At 71.3% G+C, this 20,394-nt stretch carries 17 protein-coding genes; 10 read left to right on the top strand and 7 right to left on the bottom strand.

The features are described 5' to 3' along the window. Positions 1 to 38 precede the first annotated feature (38 nt). On the top strand, positions 39 to 1,223 hold the full coding sequence (locus AB3M34_RS20145) for a hypothetical protein (protein WP_370616618.1): 1,185 nt from the start codon (positions 39 to 41) through the stop codon (positions 1,221 to 1,223). 34 nt (positions 1,224 to 1,257) lie between these two features. On the opposite strand, the gene AB3M34_RS20140 is transcribed toward AB3M34_RS20145, so the two are convergent. Then, entirely contained in the window at positions 1,258 to 1,959 is a 702-nt protein-coding gene (locus AB3M34_RS20140) for a DUF305 domain-containing protein (protein ID WP_370616617.1), read from the bottom strand. 101 nt (positions 1,960 to 2,060) lie between these two features. On the opposite strand from AB3M34_RS20140, the gene AB3M34_RS20135 reads away from it, so the two are divergent. After that, on the top strand, positions 2,061 to 3,545 hold the full coding sequence (locus AB3M34_RS20135; RefSeq protein ID WP_370616616.1) for an LVIVD repeat-containing protein: 1,485 nt from the start codon (positions 2,061 to 2,063) through the stop codon (positions 3,543 to 3,545). A gap of 83 nt (positions 3,546 to 3,628) precedes the next feature. Here the strand turns inward: AB3M34_RS20135 and lpdA are convergent, their stop codons facing one another. Beyond that, a complete protein-coding gene (lpdA, locus tag AB3M34_RS20130; RefSeq protein WP_370616615.1) occupies positions 3,629 to 5,041 on the bottom strand; it encodes a dihydrolipoyl dehydrogenase in 1,413 nt (470 codons plus the stop codon). A 94-nt stretch (positions 5,042 to 5,135) separates the two neighbouring features. Here lpdA and AB3M34_RS20125 point away from each other — a divergent pair, with 94 nt between their 5' ends. From AB3M34_RS20125 to AB3M34_RS20115, 3 genes are read left to right on the top strand one after another with little or no spacing between them, the layout of a single operon-like run. Further along, positions 5,136 to 6,653, top strand: a complete 1,518-nt coding sequence (locus tag AB3M34_RS20125) for an NAD(P)/FAD-dependent oxidoreductase (protein WP_370616614.1) — start codon at positions 5,136 to 5,138, stop codon at positions 6,651 to 6,653. Further along, positions 6,650 to 7,213 (top strand): GNAT family N-acetyltransferase, encoded by a 564-nt coding sequence (locus AB3M34_RS20120; protein WP_370616613.1) that lies wholly within the window; start codon positions 6,650 to 6,652, stop codon positions 7,211 to 7,213. The genes AB3M34_RS20125 and AB3M34_RS20120 overlap by 4 nt, the downstream gene beginning before the upstream one ends. A gap of 24 nt (positions 7,214 to 7,237) precedes the next feature. Beyond that, positions 7,238 to 7,909, top strand: a complete 672-nt coding sequence (locus AB3M34_RS20115) for an SIMPL domain-containing protein (protein WP_370616612.1) — start codon at positions 7,238 to 7,240, stop codon at positions 7,907 to 7,909. A gap of 29 nt (positions 7,910 to 7,938) precedes the next feature. On the opposite strand, the gene AB3M34_RS20110 is transcribed toward AB3M34_RS20115, so the two are convergent. After that, entirely contained in the window at positions 7,939 to 9,873 is a 1,935-nt protein-coding gene (locus tag AB3M34_RS20110) for an acyl-CoA dehydrogenase (protein ID WP_370616611.1), read from the bottom strand. A gap of 148 nt (positions 9,874 to 10,021) precedes the next feature. Between AB3M34_RS20110 and AB3M34_RS20105 the strand changes: the two genes are divergently transcribed. Both AB3M34_RS20105 and AB3M34_RS20100 read left to right on the top strand, forming a co-directional pair. Beyond that, on the top strand, positions 10,022 to 10,600 hold the full coding sequence (locus tag AB3M34_RS20105; protein ID WP_370616610.1) for a TetR/AcrR family transcriptional regulator: 579 nt from the start codon (positions 10,022 to 10,024) through the stop codon (positions 10,598 to 10,600). A gap of 43 nt (positions 10,601 to 10,643) precedes the next feature. Continuing rightward, positions 10,644 to 12,857 carry an MMPL family transporter gene (locus AB3M34_RS20100; protein WP_370616609.1) on the top strand — a complete coding sequence of 738 codons (2,214 nt, stop codon included), beginning with the start codon at positions 10,644 to 10,646 and terminating at the stop codon, positions 12,855 to 12,857. A 27-nt stretch (positions 12,858 to 12,884) separates the two neighbouring features. Here AB3M34_RS20100 and AB3M34_RS20095 read toward each other — a convergent pair whose 3' ends face one another. After that, positions 12,885 to 13,670 carry a lytic murein transglycosylase gene (locus AB3M34_RS20095; RefSeq protein ID WP_370616608.1) on the bottom strand — a complete coding sequence of 262 codons (786 nt, stop codon included), beginning with the start codon at positions 13,668 to 13,670 and terminating at the stop codon, positions 12,885 to 12,887. A gap of 331 nt (positions 13,671 to 14,001) precedes the next feature. Between AB3M34_RS20095 and AB3M34_RS20090 the strand changes: the two genes are divergently transcribed. Both AB3M34_RS20090 and AB3M34_RS20085 read left to right on the top strand, forming a co-directional pair. Continuing rightward, positions 14,002 to 14,820 carry an NAD-dependent protein deacetylase gene (locus AB3M34_RS20090; RefSeq protein WP_370616607.1) on the top strand — a complete coding sequence of 273 codons (819 nt, stop codon included), beginning with the start codon at positions 14,002 to 14,004 and terminating at the stop codon, positions 14,818 to 14,820. A 319-nt stretch (positions 14,821 to 15,139) separates the two neighbouring features. Next, positions 15,140 to 15,673, top strand: a complete 534-nt coding sequence (locus tag AB3M34_RS20085; protein ID WP_370616606.1) for a bifunctional adenosylcobinamide kinase/adenosylcobinamide-phosphate guanylyltransferase — start codon at positions 15,140 to 15,142, stop codon at positions 15,671 to 15,673. Positions 15,674 to 15,683: 10 nt separating this feature from the next. On the opposite strand, the gene AB3M34_RS20080 is transcribed toward AB3M34_RS20085, so the two are convergent. The 3 genes from AB3M34_RS20080 to cobA form a co-directional block, all read right to left on the bottom strand. Next, on the bottom strand, positions 15,684 to 16,496 hold the full coding sequence (locus AB3M34_RS20080) for an adenosylcobinamide-GDP ribazoletransferase (RefSeq protein ID WP_370616605.1): 813 nt from the start codon (positions 16,494 to 16,496) through the stop codon (positions 15,684 to 15,686). A gap of 5 nt (positions 16,497 to 16,501) precedes the next feature. After that, a complete protein-coding gene (cobT, locus tag AB3M34_RS20075; protein WP_370616604.1) occupies positions 16,502 to 17,563 on the bottom strand; it encodes a nicotinate-nucleotide--dimethylbenzimidazole phosphoribosyltransferase in 1,062 nt (353 codons plus the stop codon). Between the two features lie 371 nt (positions 17,564 to 17,934). Continuing rightward, positions 17,935 to 19,011, bottom strand: a complete 1,077-nt coding sequence (gene cobA, locus AB3M34_RS20070) for a uroporphyrinogen-III C-methyltransferase (RefSeq protein WP_370616603.1) — start codon at positions 19,009 to 19,011, stop codon at positions 17,935 to 17,937. A gap of 170 nt (positions 19,012 to 19,181) precedes the next feature. Between cobA and cbiE the strand changes: the two genes are divergently transcribed. Next, positions 19,182 to 20,390: a precorrin-6y C5,15-methyltransferase (decarboxylating) subunit CbiE gene (gene cbiE, locus AB3M34_RS20065; protein ID WP_370616602.1), complete on the top strand. Its 1,209-nt coding sequence runs from the start codon at positions 19,182 to 19,184 to the stop codon at positions 20,388 to 20,390. Positions 20,391 to 20,394: the final 4 nt, after the last annotated feature.

Here is a 20,394-nt window from a genome sequence, read left to right as displayed (position 1 = left end):
CCTGCCACAGCGGGCCGGCGGCGTGATGGGATGGGGCCATGGCGAACGCGACCGGTGCACGTCCGCAGAAGGTGACGATGGCCTGCCTGGCTGCGGGGCTGGCCTCGGCGATCGTGCTGGTCAGCGTCGTCGCCACGCTGTCGGACTGGGGTTCGACCGAGGTGCGCAAGCAGATCGAGGAGGCCCTCGCGTCCGGCCCCGTCGACGGCGCACTGAGCATCGACCAGGCCCTCACCTGGCTCCGGATCGCGCTGATGGTCGCGGGTGCGCTGTCGGCTGCGGCGATCGTCCTCGCGATCTGGACGGCGAAGCGGCACCGCGGCGCACGGATCGGACTCACGGTCCTCGCCGCGCTGTCGAGCCTCGCCTTCGTCGTGGCCGGGACGGCCGGCATCGTCCCCGGGCTCCTCGGCGTGATCGTCGTGGTGTTCCTCTGGGGAGCCGAGGCCCGCGCCTGGTTCGCGGGGGAGACCGCGACGCCGTCGCGGCGACAGCCGGCGCCCTCCGGTCCACCGCCGGCGGCACCGCCGCCGGAGCCGCCGGTCGAGGCTTCGCCGACCGCGCCCCCGATCCTCCCGCCCGACGCCCAGGGGTCGGCAGACGTCCCCGCGCCGGCGTCACGCCCGTACGCGTCAGCCCCGGGGCCCGTCACGGCTCCCGCGCCGTCGCAACCCGGCCCGCCGCCGTACCAGCAGCAGCCGTCGTACGGACACCAGCCGCCGCCGTACGGACAACCCGGCCCCTACGGCCAGCAGCCGCCCGCGTACTGGCAGCCGGTCGCCCTCGTACGCCCGCGTCGCCTGACGACGGCCGTCGTGATCGCGACGGTCCTGTCCGGGCTCGTGGCGCTGGTGTTCGGGGCCAACGCGCTGCTGTACCTGGTGTCGCCGTCGGAGTACGCGTCGCTGATCGCGGAGCAGCCGATGATCCGCGACAGCGACGTGCTCTCGCAGGCCGGCATGTCGTCGGGCGAGTTCGCGCGGATGATGTTCTGGCTCTCCCTCGCCCTCGGCCTGCTCGCCGTCGTCGGAGCGGTGTCGGCGCTCGCGATGCTGTCGCGACAGCCGGCCACCCGCATCGTGTTCACGGTCGTCACCGGCATCGCGATGGTGATGTCGGTGCTCACCGCGCCGCTCGGACTCGTGTGGCTGGCCGCCGAGATCGGCTGCGTCGTGCTGGTCTGGCGCCGCGACGTGTCGGCCTGGTTCGCCGCGCGACGCTAACCGGCCGTGGACGCCTTACGTCAGGGCCGTCCGCTCAGGAGACCTGGTCGAGCAGCGTCTGCATGCGCGCGATCTCGGCGCCCTGACCGGACGCCACATCGGCCGCGATCTCGCTGACGAGGAGGTCGGCCCCTTCGGTCTGAGCCACCTCCGCCATCGCGAGCGCGCCTTCGTGGTGCTCGATCATCCCGCGCAGGAACAGCTGGTCGAACGCGGAGCCGTCCGCGTCGGCCAGCGCGTCCATGTCCTCCTGGGTGAGCATGCCGTGGACCGGTGCGGCAGTGGGCGCCGCGCCGTGTCCACCGTGTCCGCCGTGCCCGTCGGCGCCTTCGGGGACGGGCAGCTCGCGCGCCTCGAGCCACGCCACCATGCCGTGGATCTCGGGACCCTGGGAGGCCGAGATGCGCTCGGCGAGGCTGCGGACGTTCGGGTCGGCAGCCCGGGACTCGGCCAGCTCGGTCATCTCCAGCGCCTGCATGTGGTGGGAGATCATCATCGTCATGAACTCGACGTCGGCCGCGTTCTGCTCGGCGTCCTGCGGGTAGTCCTCGGGGTCCAGCGTCGTGTTCGACTCGCCTGGGCGCCCGGGCTGGAGCACGGTGCTCTGCGCCGGCGGCGGGGTCGTGGCCGCCGCGTCGTCAGGGTCGTCGCTGCCGGAGCACGACACCAGCGCGCCGCCGGTCAGGAGCAGTCCGACCAGGGTCAGCGCGACCGGACGGCGGGTGTGTGGCGTCAAGAAGATCTTCCCTCCAGGGAACGGAACCGACTCATGAAGCGTTGCGGAATTCTGCATTTGGCGCAATGCTTCGGGGAAACCTCACGAGGAAGGCCCTCAGCATGAGACCGAAGCACAGCCCACGTCTCGCTCGAGTAGTCACCATCTCTGCGGGCGCCGGCGCGCTCGTTCTCACGTCCCTCGCCGGTGCGGGCCCCTCCGTGGGTGTCCCCGACGACGGCTCCTCCCCGGCCCCTGTGACGGCGCAGCGCCTTGCCGCCGTCGACGACAGCGACACCCAGCTCGGTGTCGGCGAGACGGCCTCCAGCCCCAACATGAAGCTGCTCGCCAACATCCCGAAGAACGGGGCGTTCGCCGAGGAGACCGCGTACAGCAGCGACCTCGCCTTCAACGGCGACTACGCCTACGCGGGCAACTACAACGGCTTCACCGTGTACGACATCAAGAAGGGCTCGCGGCCGAAGCAGGTCGCACAGGTGGTCTGCCCGGGCTCGCAGAACGACGTCTCGGTCTACGGTGACCTCCTCGTTCTCAGCACCGACTCCGGTCGCAGCAACGACTCGTGCGAGAACGTCGCGCTGCCGGCGACGGAGAAGGCGTCCTGGGAGGGCCTGAAGGTCTTCGACATCAGCCGGCCCACGGCACCGAAGTACGTCGCGTCCGTCGAGACCAAGTGCGGCTCGCACACCCACACGCTGGCGCCGTCGAAGAACAAGCGGGACCTCTTCGTGTACGTCTCGTCCTACTCGCCGAACGCGGCGTTCCCCGACTGCCAGCCCCCGCACGACCTGATCTCGGTCGTCAAGATCCCGGTGAAGAACCCGGCCGCTGCCGCAGTCGTGTCCGAGCCGGTCGTGTTCCCCGACGGTGGCAACCCTCCGGGAGGCTACTCGTCGACGACCTCGGGCTGCCACGACATCACGGCCTACCCGGCGAAGGACATCGCTGCCGGTGCCTGCATGGGTGACGGCGTCATCTTCGACATCAAGGACCGCGCCAACCCGAAGGTCGTCGAGCAGGTCCGTGACACCACGAACTTCGCGTTCTGGCACTCGGCGACGTTCAACAACGCGGGCACCAAGGTCGTCTTCACCGACGAGCTCGGCGGCGGCGGTGGCCCGACCTGCAACCCGACGGTCGGTCCGGTCAAGGGCGCGGACGCGATCTACGACCTGAAGCGTGGCAACCAGCTCGTCTTCAAGAGCTACTTCAAGATCCCGCGGACCCAGGCCAACACCGAGAACTGCGTGGCCCACAACGGATCGCTCATCCCGATCAAGGGCAAGGACATCATGGTCCAGGCCTGGTACCAGGGCGGGATCTCGGTGTGGGACTTCACCGACTCGGCCAACCCGAAGGAGCTGGCGTGGTTCGACCGCGGCCCGCTCAGCGCGGACCGGCTGATCCTCGGAGGGTCGTGGTCGGCGTACTACTACAACGGCTACATCTACTCGAACGACATCCAGAAGGGCTTCGACGTGTTCGAGGTCAAGGACCGCAGGTTGGCGGGTGCGAAGGGCTACAGGTACGACGAGCTCAACCCGCAGTCGCAGCCTGAGTTCTCGCGCGGCCACGGTCGGCACTGACGCAAGACCTGACAAGAAGACCCGGCGTTCCTCCCCTGAATCGGGGAGGGACGCCGGGTCTTTCGTCGTACGAAGGGCCTCGGTCAGAGGTTGATCATGTGTCCGGCGGCCCCGTGGATGACTTCCTGCACGGCCTCCGACAGCGTGGGGTGCGCGTGCACGTTGCGGGCCACCTCGTCGGCGGTGAGGTCCCAGCGCTGCGCCAGCGTCAGCTCGCCCAGCATCTCGGTGACCTCGGGGCCGACGAGGTGCGCGCCGAGAAGCTCCTTGTAGGTCTTGTCGGTCACCAGCTTGACGAACCCGGCCGTGTCGGCGAGACCGGGTGCCTTGCCGTTCGCGCTGAACGGGAACTTGTCGACCTGGACGTCGAAGCCGAGCTCACGCGCCTGCGCCTCGGTGTAGCCGAACGACGCGATCTGAGGGTGGCAGAAGGTCGCGCGCGGCATCATCACGTAGTCGAGCGGGAACGTCTCGACGCCGCCGATGGTCTCGGCGGCGACGACGCCCTGCGCCTCCGCGACGTGGGCGAGCATCAGCTTGGCGGTGACGTCGCCGATCGCGTAGATGCCGTCGACGTTGGTCCGCATGTAGTCGTCGATCTCGATCGCGCCGCGCGGCGAGACGTTGACGCCCGCCTTCTCGAGGCCGATGCCCTCGCTGCGCGGTGCGAAGCCGATCGCCTGCAGGACCTTGTCGGCCTCGAGGACCTCCTGCTTCGCGTCGCCCTCCGGGTTGCGGGTGACGGTGACCTTGACCTTGTCGCCGGAGTCGTCGATCGCGTCGACACGGGTCGAGGTCAGGATGTCGATGCCGAGCTTCTTGTAGGCGCGGGTGAGCTCCTTGGACACGTCGGCGTCCTCGTTGGGGACGGCGCGGTCGAGGAACTCGACGATGGTGACCTTGACGCCGTACGAGCTCAGGACGTACGCGAACTCGACGCCGATCGCGCCCGCTCCGGCGACGACGATCGACTCGGGGACGGAGTCTGCGAGGATCTGCTCCTTGTAGGTGACGACACGATCCGACAGCTCCGTGCCCGGGAGGAGCCGGGTGGACGAGCCGGTCGCGATGATGCAGGCGTCGAACGTGACCTGCTGACTGCCGCCGTCGTTGAGGGTGACGTCGATCGTCTTCGGGTCGGTGAAGACGCCCGTGCCGTGGATCTCGGTGATCTTGTTCTTCTTCATCAGGTAGTGGACGCCCTTGACGCGGCCGTCCGCGACCTCACGGCTGCGCGAGTACGCCTTGCCGTAGTCGAGGGTGACGTCACCGACGCCGATGCCGAAGACGGACTCGGCCTCGTGCGTGATGATGTGCGCCAGCTCCGCGTTGCGCAGCAGCGACTTGCTCGGGATGCACCCGACGTTGAGGCAGACACCTCCCCAGTACTCGGGTTCGATGACAGCCACGGTCTTGCCGAGCTGCGCGGCACGGATCGCGGCGACGTAGCCGCCCGGTCCGGCGCCAAGGACGACGACGTCGAAGTGATCGCTCATACCCCAATCCTAGGGACGTGAGGCACATCACCCGTCGGCGGACGTGTGATCGACCAGATACGCGGTGCCCGAATCCCCGGCGTACGCTCGAAGTATGGACGAATCGCAGGTGATGCCGCGCACGCGACCCCACGTCGTGGTCGTCGGCGGCGGGTTCGGCGGAGTATCCGCAGTACGGGCGCTGAAGCGGGCTGACGTCGACGTGACGCTGGTGGACCGGCACACGTACAACACGTTCCAGCCGCTCCTCTACCAGGTCGCGACGTCGACCCTGAACCCCGGCGACATCACGTGGTTCCTCCGCTCGCTGCGCGGGAAGCAGGAGAACGTCAGGTTCCTCAAGGGCACCGTCACCTCGATGGAGCACTCGACGCGGACGATCAACCTCGACGGCGGGCTGACCCTCTCGTACGACTACCTGGTCATCGCGGCGGGTGCGACGGCCAACTTCTTCGGCATCCCCGGTGCCGAGGAGTTCTCGCTGCCGCTCTACCGGCGCTCGCAGGCGCTCGCCGTCCGTGACCGGCTGTTCGCGATCCTCGAGGACGCGGCCGTCAACGGCCAGGACCGCGAGCTGCGCGTCGTCGTGGTCGGCGGTGGCGCGACCGGCGTCGAGACGGCGGGCGCGCTGGCCGAGATGCGCAACGTCGACCTCCCGGTCACGTACCCCGAGATCGACAACCAGCTCGTGCACATCACGCTCGTCGAGATGGCGCCGCACGTGCTCGCCCCGTTCTCCCCGAAGCTGCGCGACTACACCCGCAGGTCGCTGGAGAAGCGTGGCGTCGACCTCCGTCTGGAGACCTCGGTCAAGGAGGTGCGCCCCGACGGCGTCGTCGTCAACGACGACGAGTTCGTCGGCGCCGACATGGTCGTGTGGGCCTCCGGGATCACCACCCACCCGGTCATCGCGGACTGGGGTGTCCCGCTCGGCCGAGGCCGCCGCATCATGGTCGACGACCACCTCCGCGTGCAGGGCCTCGAGAACGTGTACGCCGTCGGCGACGTCGCCGTCGAGGACGGCGACCGCGCGCTGCCACAGCTGGCTCAGCCGGCGCTGCAGGGCGGCGAGTTCGCGGCGGAGGACATCAAGAAGCGTCTCGCCGGCAAGGACCACAAGCCCTTCAAGTACTTCGACAAGGGCACGATGGCCACGATCGGCCGCAGCTCGGCCGTCGCGGAGTCGAAGTTCACCGGCAAGCTGACCGGCTTCCCCGCGTGGGTCGTGTGGATCATCGTCCACCTGTACTTCCTCCTCGGGAACCGCAACCGGCTCGCGACGATGATCAACCTCGGTTCGCGCTACATCTTCTGGCGCGGCGGGCACAACGCGATCGTCGGCGAGACACCACCGGTGATCGCCCGGGTCGCGCCGGCACGTGCTGTCCTGAGTGCGCCGTCGAGCGAGCTGATGCCTCCGCGGCAGAGCAGCGACGGCCAGGCGGACACGGTCGCCGGCACCGAGACCGAGAAGGTGCGGGTCGAGAGCGCCGAGGCCGACGCGGTGGTGGACGAGCTCGACGACGCGGCCGCTCGGCGCGCCGACGCCGCCGCCAGCGACGCGGACACCGACCAGGCGAAGGCAGTCGCGCGCTCCAAGCCCCGCGGATGACCTCGGGATCGACGGCGCTCGAGGTCGACCTCGGAGACGGGCACCTCCTGCGTCATGCCCGGGTCGGTGACGCGGCGGCGCTTGCAGCGGCGTGCGTACGGAACCGCGAGCACCTCGCGCGGTGGGAGCCGGTCCGCGACGACGACTACTACACCGTGGACGAGCAGGTGCGTCGCCTCGGACAGCGCGAAGCCTCCGACATCGTCGGGACGAGCATCACCTCGCTGATCTTCCACGGCGAGGACGTGGTCGGCTCGGTGAACGTCAACGACATCGTGCTCGGCGTCTTCCGCAACGGCCACCTCGGCTACTGGCTGGACGGCGCCCACACCGGGCGCGGCCTGATGACGGGCGCAGTGGAAGCGATCAGTGGGTACGCCGCCGGCCTCGGCCTTCACCGTCTCCAGGCGGCGACGCTGCTGCACAACGCGGCCTCCCAGGCGGTGCTGAGGCGTACGGGGTTCACACCGATCGGCGTCGCCGAGGAGTACCTGAAGATCGACGGGCGCTGGCAGGACCACGTCCTCTTCCAGCGCATCCTCGAGCCGGTCGAAGGCTGACCTCTCTCGCGTAGTCTTCGGGCCATGCCGAAGATCACCGTGGCCGGACGCGCCACCCAGCACATCCCCGCCGAGCGGGGGACGCTCCGGTTGTCGGTCTCGTTCTCCGCAGCGCGCCGCGAGGACGTCGTCACAGCCGCGGAGCGCGCCCACGGCACGCTCGTGGCCGGGGCCAAGGACCAGGTCGCCGGAGGTGCGGCGACCTGGTGGGGGTCAGACCAGGTCTCGGCGTGGACGTTCGACGAGTGGATCAAGCCGAGCGCGCAGGAGGAGCAGGTCAAGGTCCGGCGCTTCCGAGCGAGCGCTGGCGTCCGGGTGAAGTTCCGTGACTTCGGGGCGCTGTCGCGATGGGCGAGCAAGGTGGCGCTGATCGACGGGGTGTCCGTCGGAGGCGTCGACTGGGCGCTGACCGACGTGCGCCGCGATGCCGCCGTCGCCCAGGTGCGCGCATCGGCCGCGCGGGACGCCGTGGCACGGGCACAGGCCTACGCGGACGCGCTCGGACTCGGCGCGGTGCGGCTCGCCGCGCTGTACGAGGAAGGGCTGCGGCCGCACATCGCCGCTGGTGGTGGCGGCGTCGGTGTCGCGATGCGCGCTGCGGCGGCGCCGTCCGGCGGCGGAGGCATGGAACTCCGACCGGACGACATCGAGGTGTCCTGCGAGGTGACGGCGGACTTCGAGACCGCGGCGGGGTAGGTCTCGATCGCTCGTCTCGAGACCGGGCGCTAGTGCATCATCTCGACGTCGAGCAGGTGCTCGGGGATCCCGAACGCGTCGACGAGGTCGGCCGCGTGCGGGCGGAGCTTCTCGCAGAGCTCGTTGACCGTCACGGTCACGTTCTTGGCCCGCCCCACCGAGAGCCGCCGGTGCTCGAGGAACCACGCCTTGTCGTCCTCGACGGCGCTGACCGCGAAGAGGTCGCAGACCGCGTCGAGCACCGCGCGCACGTCGTTGTCCTCGACCTCGGCGACGGTCGCCACGAACGCGTCGAGGACGACGCGCTCGACGTGGGCGCGGCCGAGGTGCACGAGGTGGTCCTGGGCGCTGTTCACCGCCGCGAACGCCGCCGCGCCGGAGTCCTTGCGTGCTGACTGCATCCGCCGCGCCAGGGTCTCGAGCAGGTGCTCCTCCCGGTCGGTGAGCAGGGCGAGCTGTGTGCCGCGGTCGAGCAGGTCGGGCTCGTCGCCCTCGCGCCGTGCGGCGTCGCGCAGCCGGGCGACCAGCGGCGCCACGGGCGTACGCTCGAGCACCACCTCGGCGGCGTTCGCGACCGCGAACGATGCCATCCCGACCGGGTCGAGCCCTCGGACCTCGTCGGCGTACCCCGTCAGCAGCTCCTTGCCGACCAGCTGCATGAGGACGGTGTTGTCGCCCTCGAACGTCGTGAAGACGTCGGTGTCGGCCTTGAGGGTCGTCAGCCGGTTCGCGGCGAGGTAGCCGGCGCCGCCGCACGCCTCGCGGCAGTCCTGGATCGTCGCGCTCGCGTGCCACGACGCGTAGGCCTTGACCCCCGCGGCGAGCGCCTCGAGCTCGCGCTGCTCGCGCGGGTCGGCCTCCGCGTCGGAACCCTGGATGCGGGCCAGTGTCGTGACGAGCTCGTTCTGCGCGATCTGGAGCGCGTACGACCGGGCGAGCGCGGGCAGGAGCCGCCGCTGGTGGGTGCGGTAGTCCATGAGCAGAACCTCGTGGTCCTCGTCGGGACCCGCACCGGGGGCGCCGAACTGGCGGCGCTGGAGCGCGTACCGGACGGCGATCGCGAGGGCCTGCCGCGAGGCCGCACCGCTGGCACCCGCGATGCTGACCCGGCCGCGGATGAGCGTGCCGAGCATCGTGAAGAAGCGGCGGTTCGGGTTATCGATGGGGGACGAGTAGGTGCCGTCATCGGCCACCGAGGCGTACTGGTCGAGCAGGTTGGCCCGGGGGACCCGCACCTGGTCGAAGACGATGCGTCCGTTGTCGACGCCGTTGAGGCCGCCCTTGACCCCGCAGTCCGACGTGGTGATGCCAGGCAGGTCGCGCCCGTCCGCGTCGCGGATCGGGACGAGCACGCAGTGGACGCCACGCGAGGTCGGCTCCTCACCGGGGCCGGCGGTCACGAGCTGGGCGAAGACCGCAGCCATCGTCGCGTCGTGCGCGGCGCCTCCGATGTAGTCCTTGCGGGCGCTCGGCGTCGGCGAGTCGACGACGATCTCTCCCGTGGCCGGGTCGTAGGTCGCCGTGGTCTCGAGGCTCTGCACGTCGCTGCCGTGGCCGGTCTCGGTCATCGCGAAGCAGCCGAGCAGGTCGCCGGAGATCACGTCGGGGAGGTACTGCTCGTGGTGCCGGGCGGTGCCGAGGTTCTCGATCGCGCCACCGAACAGGCCCCACTGCACGCCGGACTTCACCATGAGGGAGACGTCGGCGTACACGAGCGTCTCGAACCCGACGAGCGAGGCGCCGATGTCGCCGGTGCCGCCGTGTGCCTTGGCGAACCCGGCCGCCGGGACGTCGGACGCGGCGAGAGCGAGCACGGCGTCGCGGGTGCGGGTGCGCTGGTCCTCGAGCGAGAGCGTCGGGTCGGTGAGCACGCCGGTGTCCGTGAGCAGCTGTCGCGCCGCAGCGCGGGCGTCGGCGTACGGACCGTCGAGGGCGGTGCGGAGGGACGTCGCGAGATCGGCCATGGCCCAGACGCTACCCGGACGGGCACTGTGAGCGAGGCCACGCCTCGGTGAGCTTCGCTTTGGCGCACCACGACCTAAGATCGATACGAAACCGTTTCGTTTCGATATGCCCAGCCGTTTCGTTCCTCCTTGATCACCGAGGTCTTCCGTGAGCCGCTTGACTCCTGAGCGCACCGACCAGCTGTACGCCGCTGTGCTGCGCCTGCTCGCCGACGTTGGCTACGACAAGCTGACGATGGACAAGGTCGCCGAGGCGACCCGCTCCAGCAAGGCCACCCTCTACCGCCAGTGGGGGAGCAAGGAGGCGCTCGTCGTCGCAGCGATCGGCGCCCTCGCCCCCGAGCCCTCGCAGCTCCCCGACACGGGCAGCCTGCGTGGAGACCTCATCGGGCTCGCCTGCGAGCACGAGGACGTCGACGACCCTGAGATGGACCTCGTCGTCGCGGTCATCCACGCCTGCAAGACCCACCCCGAGCTCGCCGAGTCGGTGCGCGAGCGCATCGTCACCAGTCGGTCGGCCGAGGTCGGGATCCTTCTCGATCGCGCGGTGCGGCGTGGCGAGGTCGCGCCCGACAACCCTGCACTGCCCTTCGTGATCGTCACGATGATCGGCCCCGCGCTGCTGCGCGAGGTCATCGACGGCGAGGTGGCCGACGTCGCCTACGTCTCCCGCTTCATCGACGCCGTGCTGCTGCCCGCACTCGGCGTCACCCCTTCCGCTCCCTGATCCCTCCCTCGCGCCCGCGGGCGCACGAACCACAGGAGACATCGTGTCCTGGTACCTCTACCGCCTCGGACGGTGGTCGTTCCGCCACCGCAAGGGCGTCCTCGTCGCGTGGCTCCTCGCGCTCGTCATCGCCGGCACCGGTGCGGCGACGCTGTCGGGGAAGACCTCCGACAACTTCTCGATGCCGGGCCTCGAGTCCGTCCAGGCGTTCGACCTGATGAAGGAGCGCAACCCCGACGCCGCCGCTGACGGTGCCACCGCACGCGTCGTCTTCCAGGCGCCGGAGGGCTCGAAGGTCACCGACCCCGAGTACGCCGCCGTCGTCACGCAGACCGTGGACGAGCTCGGCAACGAGGACGGTGTGATCAGCGCCGTCGATCCGTTCCAGGCCAAGCAGGTGTCTCCGGACGAGACGGTCGCCTACACGACGATCAGCTACGACACGCAGTCGATCGACCTGTCCGAGGCCCAGATCGACGCGCTCGAAGCGGCGCCGGACGCCGGACGTGAGGCGGGGATGACCGTCGAGGTCGGTGGCGACGCGCTCACCGCGATGCCGGAGACCGGTTCGTCGGAGCTGATCGGCATCGTCGTCGCCCTGGTCGTCCTCCTGATCACCTTCGGGTCCCTGATCGCCGCCGGTATGCCGCTCCTCACGGCGCTGATCGGCGTCGGCATCGGCATCTCGGGCATCACCGCGCTGACCGGGTTCATGTCCCTCGGGTCCACGACGCCGATCCTGGCGACGATGCTCGGCCTCGCCGTCGGCATCGACTACGCCCTCTTCATCGTCTCCCGCTACCGCCACGAGGTGATGAGCGGCCGCGAGCCGGAGGAGGCGGCCGGTCGCGCCGTCGGCACCGCCGGCAGCGCCGTCGTGTTCGCGGGCCTGACCGTCGTCATCGCGCTCGCGGGCCTGTCCGTCGTCAACATCTCGATCCTCACGGAGATGGGCCTCGCCGCTGCCGCGACGGTCGCGATCTCGGTGCTGATCGCGCTCACGCTCCTCCCGGCTCTCTTCGGGTTCGCCAAGCGGCGCATCACGAAGGGCAAGATCCCCGGGCTGCGTCAGCACGACCCCGAGGCCGACGACCACTCGGGCAAGCCGGCGCTGGGACAGCGCTGGGCGGGTCTGGTCTCGCGCCGCAAGGGCGTCGTGGCCGTCGTTGGAGTGCTCGTTGCCGCTGTCGCGTCGATCCCGGTGATGTCGCTGCAGGAGTCGCTGCCCGACGACGGGACCGCAGCGGTCGACACGACGCAGCGCAAGGCGTACGACCTCATCTCCGACAGCTTCGGCGCGGGCGCCAACGGTCCGCTCCTGGTCGTCGTGGACACGAAGGACGCCGCCGACCCGGACGCTGCGGTCGCTGCGGCGACGTCGGCGATCGAGGGGATCGACACGTTGGTCGGTGCCGTGGTCCCCGCTCAGGTGATCCCGAACGCCGACCTGGCGACGATCACCGTCGTCCCGACGAGCGGGCCCGCGGAGGCCGCCACGCAGGACCTCGTCCACGAGATCCGCGACGCGGTGAGCGGCGTCCAGGCCGACACCGGCGCCGACGTGCTGGTCAGCGGTCAGACCGCCGTCTCGGTCGACGTGTCGGAGAAGCTCGCCGACGCTCTGCCGGTCTACCTGGCGCTCGTCGTCGGACTGGCGTTCATCCTTCTGATCCTGGTGTTCCGCTCGCTGCTGGTCCCGCTGTCGGCCGTGATCGGCTTCCTTCTGTCCGTCGGCATGGCGCTCGGTGCGACCGTGGCCGTCTTCCAGTGGGGCTGGCTGTCCGGTCTGTTCGGTGTCGACACGCCGGGACCGATCATCAGCATCCTGCCGCTGCTCATGGTGGGCATCCTGTTCGGTCTCGCGATGGACTACCAGGTGTTCCTGGTCTCGCGGATGCGTGAGGACTTCGTCCACACCGGCGACGCCAACGCCTCGGTGGTCACCGGCTTCAGCCACAGCGCCCGCGTGGTCACCGCGGCCGCGATCATCATGATCTCGGTGTTCGGCAGCTTCATCATCAGCCCGATGGCGATGATCAAGCCGATCGGGTTCGGTCTCGCGTTCGGCATCCTCGCCGATGCGTTCCTGGTCCGGATGACGCTGATCCCCGCGTTCATGGCCATCGCAGGCAAGGCGGCCTGGTGGCTGCCGAAGTGGCTCGACCGGCTGATCCCTAACCTCGACATCGAGGGCGACCAGCTGGCCAAGCGTCTCGGCGAGCGTGCCGAGCCGACGCCGGAGCCCGCCAGGGCCTGATGCCGTGACGACCCGTACGCCGAGTGCTCAGCCCGAGCGCTCGGCGTACGTGTTGGCGGTGGCCAGTACCGACGCGACGTACTCGTCGGAGTGATTGTAGGCGAAGACCGCCGCCGACCATCCGGTGCCCGTCGCGAGGTCGTACCCGTCGGCACACAGGTAGCGGCCGGCCGCGTAAGCGGCGTCGTCGAGGTCGGCACGGTCGGACACGCCGTCACCGTCACCGTCGGCTCCCCAGCGGGCCCAGGTGCTGCCGATGAACTGCATCGGTCCGACGGCGTGGTCCCAGTCGGTATTGCCGTGCGCCGTCGTGTCGTCGGCGCCGGGCCGGATCGCGCCGACGCCCTCGGAGCCGTCCAATGCGGGGCCGAGGATCGGCTTCCGCGTCGTGCCGTCGTGCAGGAGCTCGTTGCCGCCGAGCGTGCCGTGCTGCGACTCGACCCAGCCGATGCCGGCGAGGGTGGTCCACTCGAGGTTGCACGCCGGCTGCTCGACACCGATCCTGAGCGCCGCGTTCGCGTAGGCGGCGACGGCCGCCTGGCCGACGCCCAGCCGTGCCGACATGCTGTTGACCCAGACCGCGTCGGCGCGGGGCCGGTCTAGCGACGACGTCACCCCGCCGGGGACGTCACCGGCTGCGACGGCGGTCGGTGCCGCGGTCGCCGTCGTCACCGGGTCGGCCATCGTGAGCGCGACGACCTGGGCCTCGCCGCTGCTGGACGACTGCAGGAGGAGTGCAGCCGTCACGGCGAACATCCCGGCAGTGCCGACGAGGGCTGCCAGGACGGGGCCGCGGGCGAGGTGGCGGCTCACCCGAACCGGCCGCTCACGCACGGCGGCTCGAGACACGAGCCGCGTGCTGCACGATGACGGTGACGATGATGACCTCCTCGGCCGGCTCCAGCATCGCCTCCCGCGGTTCTCGTGTCGACGTCGGGTGGGGTCTCGATCGCTTCGCGCCTCGACCAGCGAAACCCTCGCTGGTCGAGGCCGGAGCGCTAGCGGAGGATCGAGACCGGGTCTCGATCGCTTCGCGCCTCGACCGGCGAGACTTCCGTTGGTCGAGGCCGGAGCGCTAGCGGAGGATCGAGACCGGGGTCGCGCCTCGAGCAGCGAGGGTGGGGCCGGAACGTAATCTTGACGAGTGGACACCGTCACCGAGCAGCCGACCGTCGCCGACGCGCGTACGCTCCTGGCCGGGCGCCGCGTCGTGGTCCTGACCGGTGCCGGGATCAGCACGGACTCGGGCATCCCGGACTACCGCGGCCCGGGGTCCGTGCCGCGCCAGCCCATGACGTACCAGGAGTTCGTGGCGACGCCGCAGGCCCGCCAGCGCTACTGGGCGCGGGCGCACGTCGGCTGGCGGCACATGTCGGGCGCCCAGCCGAACGCGGGTCACCGCGCGCTCGTCGCGCTCGAGCAGACGAGGGCCGTCTCCGCGGTGATCACGCAGAACGTCGATGGTCTGCACGAGGCCGCCGGCCAGCGCGCGCTCACGGCTCTGCACGGCCGGATCGCGGACGTCGCCTGCCTCGGCTGCGGCGGTCGTACGCCGCGCGCCGCGCTGCACGAACGGCTGGACGTGCTCAACCCTGGCTACGGCGAGGGGGCGTACGCGATCGCGCCGGACGGCGACGCGGTGCTCGAGGAGACGAGCACGTTCCGCGTGGCTCCGTGCCTGGGGTGCGGCGGGATCCTCAAGCCCGACGTCGTGTTCTTCGGTGAGAGCGTCCCGAAGCCGCGCGTGGAGCACTGCCGCTCTCTCGTCGACGCGGCCGACGCGCTGCTCGTCGTCGGATCGTCCTTGCAGGTGATGTCCGGCTTGAGGTTCGTCCGGCAGGCCGCGAAGGCGGGTACGCCGGTGGTGATCGTGAACCGTGGATCGACTCGCGGCGACGAGCTCGCGACGATCAAGCTCGACGCCGGATGCAGCGAGGTGCTGGAGGCCCTCGGCGACGGCTGAGCGGCGCCTGCGCCGCCGTGAGCCCCAACGGCCAGTGGTGAGCGCCTGTTGTGGCGCGGGCTCACCACTGGCCGTTGGGGCTCACCGAGTCAGCTGGCGCTGCGCAGGCCCGTCCGGGTCTCGATCGCTACGCGCCTCTACCAGTGGAGGGTGGGGTGCCTCGACCGCCCGAAATCCTGGCGTACGGCAAGTGAACGCGTGATTTCGGGCGGCTGTCGTACGAGTGCTGAGACCCGGGTGTGCATTACTCCCGATGTCGTGCGAGGCTGCCCGAGAGCGCACAAGCAGGACGACCTTCGCGGGGCCGAGAGGGGCGGACATGAGCCACAGGGTGCTGGTCACGGGGGGCGTACGCTCCGGCAAGTCCGCGTACGCGGAGTCCCTGTTCGGGGACGGGCAGGGCGTCACCTACATCGCACCAGGACCGCTTCCGGACGGGAGCGATCCCGAGTGGCGGGCCCGGATCCTCGCGCACCAGCAGCACCGCCCGGCCACCTGGACGACCGTGGAGACCACGGACGTCGCGAGCGCGCTCCGCGGCACGGAGTCACCGGCGATCGTCGACTGCATCGGCACCTGGGTGACCGCCATGCTCGACGAGCTCGACGCCTGGGACGCGCCCGACGCGCAGTGGCGCCCCGAGATCGGCAAGCGCATCGAGAGCCTGGCCGAGGCGTGGTGCGCGCGCGACCGGATGAGTGTCGCCGTCACGAACGAGGTCGGGTTCGGCGTCGTCCCAGAGCACCGCTCGGGCCGGATCTTCCGAGACGTCCTCGGCATCACGAACCAGCGGCTGGCCGAGGCCTCCGAGGAGGTCGCGCTCGTCGTGGCAGGGCGCGTGCTCCACCTCTGAGGCCCCACGGTCAGGACGCGGCGGAGGCGACGACGCAGAGGGCGAGGAGCCCGAGCTCGATCGACGCGCCGACGACGTCCCCGGTGATCCCGCCGATCAACGAGACCGCGCGGCGTACGAGCAGAGCGACCACGACCACGAGCGCGGCGACCGAGGCGACGCCGTACCACCAGGCGGCACCGGTGACGGCGAACGCGCCGGCCAGGACCCCCGCGTACGCGGCTCCCGCGGCGACGGCGAGGACGACCGGGACCGTCCCGGCGACCGCCGCGCCCAACCCCGTCGGGCTCGCGGCGGGTACGGGAGCGACGCACGCGACGAGCACGGCCGCGCGTGACACGCAGACGAGGACGCCGACCAGCAGCCATCCGTGCTCGCGTCCGACGACGGACCCCAGCGCCGCCGACTGGACGAGGACGACGAGCGCGAGCGCGACCGCTCCGGCAGGGCCGACGTCACCGGACTTCATGATCGCGAGCCGACGCTCACGGTCGTACGGCGCGCTGAGTCCGTCGACCGAGTCGGCGAGCCCGTCGAGGTGCAGGGCTCGCGTGCCGAGGGCCACGACGGCGACCGCCAGCGCGCCCGTCACCAGCAGCGGGAGCGAGAGCCGTTCTCCGAGCGCCGCGACGAGGCCTGCCGCAACGCCCAGGGGCGCTGCCGCGACGGGCGCGACGACCATCGCCACCCGCGCGCGCGACCGGTCGACCGTCGACGGCGCCGGGAACCGGACCGTGCTGAAGGTGCCCGCCGCGAGAAGGAGCCCGTCGGCGAACGCGCCGCGCGCGGGCGGCTGCGCCGTCCCCGGCTGCCCGTCCGTCACAGGCGTCAGGCGCCCTGGTCGCCGAGGACGTCGGCAAGCAGCGAGACGTCGGCGAGCAGAGCAGCCGCCGAGCGGACGACCGGGACGGCGGCGACCGCGCCGCTGCCCTCGCCGAGCCGCATCCCCAGGTCGAGCAACGGCTCGAGCCCGAGCTTCGACAACGCGAGCGACTGTGCGGGCTCCGGCGAACGGTGACCGGCGGAGAACCACGCGGAGGATCCGGGTGCGTAGTCCTCGGCGACGAGCGCGCACGCGACCGAGATGACGCCGTCCAGCAGCACCGGCACGCCGCGGCGGGCCGCCTCGGCGAGGAAGCCGACCTGCGCCGCCAGGTCCGCCGACCCGAGCGCGGTCAGCCGGTCGACCGGGTCGGTGACCCGCTCGCCGGCACGGACGAGCGCCTCGTCGACCACGGTCTGCTTGTGCATGAGGGCGTCACCGTCGATGCCGGACCCGCGTCCCGTGACCTCCTCGGCACCGAGGCCGAGTGTCGCCGCGATCAACGCCGCCGACGGCGTCGTGTTGCCGATCCCCATGTCGCCCGCGACCAGCAGGTCGGCGCCGGCGGCGATCTCCTCAGCCGCCACCGACGCACCCGCGGCGAGCGCCTGAAGGGTCTCCTCGGCGGTCAGGGCGTCCTCGACGTGGATCGCTCCCGAGCCACGGCGCACCTTGTAGCTGCTGACCTCGGCGGGGAACGTACCCGCCTCGACATCGACGCCAAGGTCGAGCACGCGCAGCTCGGCGCCGTGGAGACGAGCGAGCACGGCGACACCGGCGCCGCCCGAGAGGAACTGGTGCACCATCAGCGCGGTGATCTCCGACGGGTACGCGGACACGCCGTGCGCCGTCACGCCGTGGTCGCCGGCGAAGACGACAACCCGCACGTTCGACGGTGGCGACGGCGGGCACTGCCCCTGCACGGCAGCCCACCACACGGCCGCCTCACCGAGCCGCCCGAGCGCTCCGGCAGGCGTCGCGAGCCCGGCCAGGCGGTCCGCGGCCTCGCGTCGTACGGCTTCCGGTGGCGGCGCGATGCGGGATGCGGCAGCGGCGGCGTCAGACATCGAGGAGGCCTTCCGGGCAGGGTGCGAGGACTCCTCAGCCTAGCCGCGAGGCGTTCCCGACCGCCCGAGGCTCGGGACGGCGCAACCGTTCGTCGCGGCGTACGACCGTTCGCCGACCGTGCGGCCGACTCGCATGGCGGCGGGATGCGCACGCTGCGACGCTTGAGGCGTGCCGCCCGCCGCGGGCGACGCCGCGATTCCCTCCAGACTTCGCGGCCACCCACGGATCACGGTGCGGCCCATCCCGGCACGATGCCGATCGGGAACGTCGGCATCCGCCAGGGCGGAGGATCGGGGGACCTTCCGCCGGGGATGCAGATCCGCCCTCGTGCGCCAGCGGCGTGCGAGGGCGGGTTCCGTCCGGCCGGCAGTCAGCCGCGCGGGTCGAACCCGGCGACCAGCCCGATCACGGTGATCGCGGGAGCGCCGATACCTGCCTCGTCGACCCGGGCGGCGATCGACGACACGTCGCCTCGCACCACCCGTTGCGTCGGCAGGGCAGCATCGGCGACCGTGGCGGCGGGAGTCGTCGGATCGAGACCCTCGGCGATCAGCGCTTCCGTGATCGCGGGAAGGGTGGCCACCGCCATCAAAAGGACGAGATCGGTCCCCGACCGCGCCAGAGCCGCCCAGTCGAGCGTCGAGCGCGGGTCGCCCGGGGGCACGTGGCCGGAGAGCACGGTGAAACCCTGGCTGAGACCCCGGTGCGTCACGGGGATGCCGGCGAGCGCGGGCCCGGCGATCGCCGAGGTCACCCCCGGGACCACCTCCACGGGGATCCCGGCAGCCGTGCACGCCTCGACCTCCTCGCCGCCGCGGCCGAACACGAAGTTGTCGCCGCCCTTGAGGCGTACGACGCGTCGTCCGGCCTGCGCCTGCTCGACCAGGATCCGGTTGATCTCCTCCTGCGGCGTGAAGCGGCCGCGGGGGATCTTGCCGACGTCGATGACCTCGACGTCGAGGTCCTTGAGGACGCCGAGCGGCGCGAGCCTGTCGGTGACCACCACGTCGGCGGCGCGGACAGCCTCCATCCCCGCGACCGTGATCAGTCCCGGGTCCCCGGGCCCGCCTCCCACGAGGACGACGCTCCCGCCCGTCGCCTCCGCCTTCCGTGCCTGCACCTCGGGTACGACGCACCAGCGGCCGACGGCTGCCGCGTCAGCGGCGACGCGGGCGTCCAGGTCGCGCTCGCCGGTCGCGGCCACCACGAGCTCGGCCTCGAGGCCGGCGACGTCGGCGGCCTCGTACGCCCGGGAGTGCCACTGCAGCACGCCCCGCTCGGCGAGGTCGGCGATCGACTGGACGGCCTCCGGGGCCACGACGGTCACGGCTGCTCCCGCGTCGCGCAGCGCGACGACCTGCCCGAGAGCATCCGCGCCGGCACCGACCACCAGGACGCGGCGGCCGGACACGGGCAGGGTTGCTCCGAACCCGGTAGAACGTGCCATCAACAGGCGTCCTCTCCTTGGTGCGCGTCGCACGACGTCCGCGGATGCGCGTCATGATGGTAGGCATGGCCGGCTGCCGGCCGACGAAACCGCCGCATCGCGGACATGGTGTGCATCACATCCGGATCGGGGTTGGGCCTGACCCGCCGACCCGGATAACGTCTTCACCCATGCAGCGGATCACGGTCGTAGGCATCGGTGCGGACGGCTGGGACGGGCTCGCGATGGACTCGCGGCGGATCGTCCGCGAGGCCGAGGTCGTGATGGGTGGCAAGCGCCACCTCGACTCCGTCCCGTGGGCCTGGTGGCAGGTCAGGATCGAGTGGCCGGCGGAGGTCGCAGAAGCGCTGCCGCCGCTGCTCGAGGAGTACGAGGGCAAGCGGATCGTCGTCCTCTCCTCCGGTGACCCGCTCGTGGCCGGGATCGCGTCGCTGCTGGTGACGCTCGTGGATCCCGACGACGTCGAGGTCATCCCGACGGTCTCGTCGGAGTCGCTCGCCCGCGCCCGCATGCGGTGGTCCTTCGAGGAGACCGCGCTGGTCCCGCTCAGCGGCCACGACGTACGCCGGCTGCTCCCTCACCTGGCGCCCGGCCGCAAGCTCGTCCTCCTGTCGGCCGACGGCGGGACGCCCTCGTCGGTCGCGACCCTGCTCACGGCACAGGGCTACGGGGAGTCGACGATGACGGTGTTCGGCGACCTCGGTGGACTGGCCGAGTCGCGGACGGAGTCGACTGCCGCCGGGTGGCGCGAGCGCGTCTCGCCCGACCTCAACGTCATCTGCCTCAGCTGTGTCGCAGACTCGTCCCGCCGCTCGGCGATGTCACGCGTCCCAGGACTGCCGGACACGGCGTTCGGCGACGCGGTCCCCGTCGTGCCTCGGGACGTCCGTACGGCGGCGCTGGCGCGTCTCGCCCCGGCGGCCGGCGATCTCCTCTGGGGGCTCGGACCGGGAGCGGTGTCGATCGGCGTCGAGTGGCTGCGTGCGGAGCCGCTCGCCTCGGCGCTCGTGGTCGTGCCGTCCGCGGCCGACGTGTCCCGGACGAGGGAGGCGGCGACCGACCTCGGTGTTCGTGAGCTGCGTGCCGTCGAGGGCACGCTGCCCGACGCGCTGGACGACCTCGGCGCTCCGGACGCGGTCTTCCTCGGGGCGCACGGCTCGGACGCCGGCATCGTCGAGGCGGCCTGGTCGGCGCTCCGGACCGGTGGCCGCCTCGTCGTCCAGGCCGTCACGCTGGACGACGAGGCCGCCCTCGTCGACCGCTACCGCAAGCAGGGTGGCGAGCTCGTCCGTATCGGCGTCGACGTCGTGACGGCGTCGGGTGACGCGACGGCCTGGGAGTCTGCGCGGCCGGTCGTGCAGTGGAGTGCGGTGCGCTGACCTG

The sequence above is a fragment of the Mumia sp. Pv4-285 genome (assembly GCF_041320275.1).
Classification (GTDB): domain Bacteria; phylum Actinomycetota; class Actinomycetes; order Propionibacteriales; family Nocardioidaceae; genus Mumia; species Mumia qirimensis.
This window is presented reverse-complemented; position numbering and strand designations above follow the sequence as displayed.

What these genes read in the sequence shown, in the direction of transcription:
- cbiE (WP_370616602.1), top strand. Translation starts at nt 19,182, where the DNA reads ATGCAGCGGATCACGGTCGTAGGCATCGGTGCGGACGGCTGGGACGGG.
- AB3M34_RS20135 (WP_370616616.1), top strand. Translation starts at nt 2,061, where the DNA reads ATGAGACCGAAGCACAGCCCACGTCTCGCTCGAGTAGTCACCATCTCT.
- lpdA (WP_370616615.1), bottom strand. Translation starts at nt 5,041, where the DNA reads ATGAGCGATCACTTCGACGTCGTCGTCCTTGGCGCCGGACCGGGCGGC.
- AB3M34_RS20085 (WP_370616606.1), top strand. Translation starts at nt 15,140, where the DNA reads ATGAGCCACAGGGTGCTGGTCACGGGGGGCGTACGCTCCGGCAAGTCC.
- cobA (WP_370616603.1), bottom strand. Translation starts at nt 19,011, where the DNA reads ATGGCACGTTCTACCGGGTTCGGAGCAACCCTGCCCGTGTCCGGCCGC.
- AB3M34_RS20115 (WP_370616612.1), top strand. Translation starts at nt 7,238, where the DNA reads ATGCCGAAGATCACCGTGGCCGGACGCGCCACCCAGCACATCCCCGCC.
- AB3M34_RS20110 (WP_370616611.1), bottom strand. Translation starts at nt 9,873, where the DNA reads ATGGCCGATCTCGCGACGTCCCTCCGCACCGCCCTCGACGGTCCGTAC.
- AB3M34_RS20145 (WP_370616618.1), top strand. Translation starts at nt 39, where the DNA reads ATGGCGAACGCGACCGGTGCACGTCCGCAGAAGGTGACGATGGCCTGC.
- AB3M34_RS20120 (WP_370616613.1), top strand. Translation starts at nt 6,650, where the DNA reads ATGACCTCGGGATCGACGGCGCTCGAGGTCGACCTCGGAGACGGGCAC.
- cobT (WP_370616604.1), bottom strand. Translation starts at nt 17,563, where the DNA reads ATGTCTGACGCCGCCGCTGCCGCATCCCGCATCGCGCCGCCACCGGAA.
- AB3M34_RS20125 (WP_370616614.1), top strand. Translation starts at nt 5,136, where the DNA reads ATGGACGAATCGCAGGTGATGCCGCGCACGCGACCCCACGTCGTGGTC.